2 protein-coding genes are annotated in these 2,329 nt (G+C 72.5%); both read right to left on the reverse strand.

The window, feature by feature from the left end; all coding sequences use genetic code 11:
- Positions 1–683 (reverse strand): extracellular solute-binding protein (locus tag ACFFNX_RS47960; RefSeq protein ID WP_378213102.1); only part of this gene is annotated, 683 nt, incomplete at its 3' end.
- 170 nt (positions 684–853) lie between these two features.
- On the reverse strand, positions 854–2,329 hold a 1,476-nt coding region (locus ACFFNX_RS47965; protein WP_378213103.1), incomplete at its 5' end, for a glycoside hydrolase family 10-like protein.

The following is a 2,329-nucleotide window of genomic DNA, read 5'->3' on the forward strand; positions in this document are numbered from 1 at the left end:
GGCGCGTCGGCGGCGAGGGCACGGGCCAGGGCGCGCAGGTCACGCCAGGTCTGCGGTGGTTCCGCGCCGCCGAGGGCCGCGCGGTCGTACCACAGGCCGGCCACGTCGGCCGGCGCGTGCACCGCGACCAGGCCCTGACCCTCGAACCGGTAGGCGTCGACGAAGGGTGGCAGGAAGTCGGCGTCGTGCTCGGCCGCCCAGTCCGCGTCCAGCTCGGCGATGGGCGTGAGCATGTGCGACTCGGCGAACTCGGCGACCCAGACCGAGTCGACGATGGCGAAGTCGGGGCCGCGGCCCTCGGCGATCGCGCGGCGGAACATCGCCCGGGTCTCCCACAGCGGCGCCGTGGTGAACTCCAGCCGCAGGTCGTTGCCTGCCGCTTCTCTTAACTGCCCCTCCCAGCTGCCGTGGGTGGCCATCACCGAGACCTTCGGGGCGGCGTGCAGCCGGGCCATCCAGCCGGGGTCGACGAAGGTGCCGCGGCGGCGGTGCCGTACGACGACGCCTTCGGCGGCCAGCTCCGACAGCGCCCGCGCCACCGGTGTGCGGGACAGGCCGTAGGCGGCGCACAGCTCATGTTCGGTGGGCAGCCGCCCGTCCGTGCCGTAGTGCCCGGCCTCGATGTCGGCGAGCAGCCGGCGCTTGAGCCGGTAGTACGCCGGAAGGGGTGGCGCGAGCTCCATGGCTGTCCTTCATCGGCGCGAGTGGCGGTTTGCCATCAGTGTGCAGCAAATCGGCGGCCGAGATCCACAGGGTTTCCGCCGTGCCGCGGCGCGCCGCGCCGGCCGGAACACGCCGGAAGGAGAAGCTGACGACCGGGAACGGCCTCCGGCGCGGGCCGAGGCGCAGGGGTTCAGCCGTGTGCGGCAGTCGTCTGGACGCCGTGGGTCGTCGGCGACTCGTGGCGGCGGCTGTCCAGGGCGGTGACGTAGTAGGTGTAGGTGCGGCCGGGCTTGGCCGTCTTGTCGGAGGTCGCGTGCACGTCGCCGTCGACGATCTTGAGCAGGTAGCGGCCGTCCGGCACGATGCAGGCCGGGCTCTTGGCCGGGGCACGGTAGACCGCGTACGCGGCGGCGCCGGCGCCCTTCCAGGTCAGCCGGCCGCTCTTGGCTTTCAGGTCGGCCGGGGCCGCGGGCGGGGCGCCGGGGCCGGCCATCGGGGCCAGCGCCGGATGGGAGTAGTGGTCGTGCAGCAGCCGGGTGGCGAAGCCGTGGCGGTCCTGGGCCAGGTCGTGGGCGCTGAAGAACGCCTCGCCGCCGACCTGCGGGTAGCTCGCGTCGATCGCGACGTGGCGGGACAGTTCGGCGGGGTTCTTCCACGCGCCGGGCTGGCCGACCTGGTAGGCGGCCTGGCCGATGATGAGCTGGACGTGCGTGCCGGCGACCTGCTTGGCCCACCACGCGACGAGCGTGCGGTAGTCGGCGGCCTTGAACCCGACCGGCCAGTACAGCTGCGGGGCGATGTAGTCGACCCAGCCCTTGCGCACCCAGGTGCGGCTGTCGGCGTAGATGTCGTCGTAGCTCTGCAGCGCGGCGGTGGCCGAACCGGCCTTGTCGTGGGACTTGTTGCGCCACACCCCGAACGGGCTGATGCCGAACTGCACCCACCCCTTCGTCTGGTGGATGCGCGTGTGGAGTTCCTGGACGAGGGCGTCGACGTTGTGCCGCCGCCAGTCGCCGAGGTTCTTGTAGCCGGCGCCGTACTTCTTGAACGTCGCGGCGTCGGGGAAGGCCTTGCCCGGGATCGGGTAGGGGTAGAAGTAGTCGTCCAGGTGCACGCCGTCGACGTCGTAGTGCTGGACGACGTCGAGGACGACACGCGCGGCCAGGTCACGGACCTGCGGCAGCCCCGGGTCGAACCACAGCGCGCCGCCGTAGCGGTGCACCCAGTCCGGGTGCAGCCGCGCCTGGCTGTTCGCCGCGAGCTTCTTGGGGTCGGCCTGCGTGGCGGCGCGGTAGGGGTTGAACCAGGCGTGCAGTTGCAGGCCGCGCGCGTGCGCCTCGGTGATGAGGAACCGCAGCGGGTCGTATCCGGGATCGGTGCCCTGCCGCCCGGTGAGGAACCGCGACCACGGCTCGTAGTGGGAGGAGTAGAACGCGTCCGCGGCCGGGCGTACCTGGACGTAGACGGTGTTGAAGTTCAGCTTCTCGGCCACGTCGAGCAGGTGGCGGTATTCGGCCTGCTGCTTGGCGACCGGCAGCCCCGGCCGGCTGGGCCAGTCGCCGTTGTTGACGGTGGCGATCCACATCGCGCGGGTCTGGCGGGCGCCGGCGCGCTGGGCGGTGGTCTGGCCGCATTCGGCCGCCGGAGCGCCCGCCGCCGAGGCCCA

Source organism: Actinoallomurus acaciae, assembly GCF_042429965.1.
Classification (GTDB): Bacteria; Actinomycetota; Actinomycetes; order Streptosporangiales; family Streptosporangiaceae; genus Actinoallomurus; species Actinoallomurus acaciae.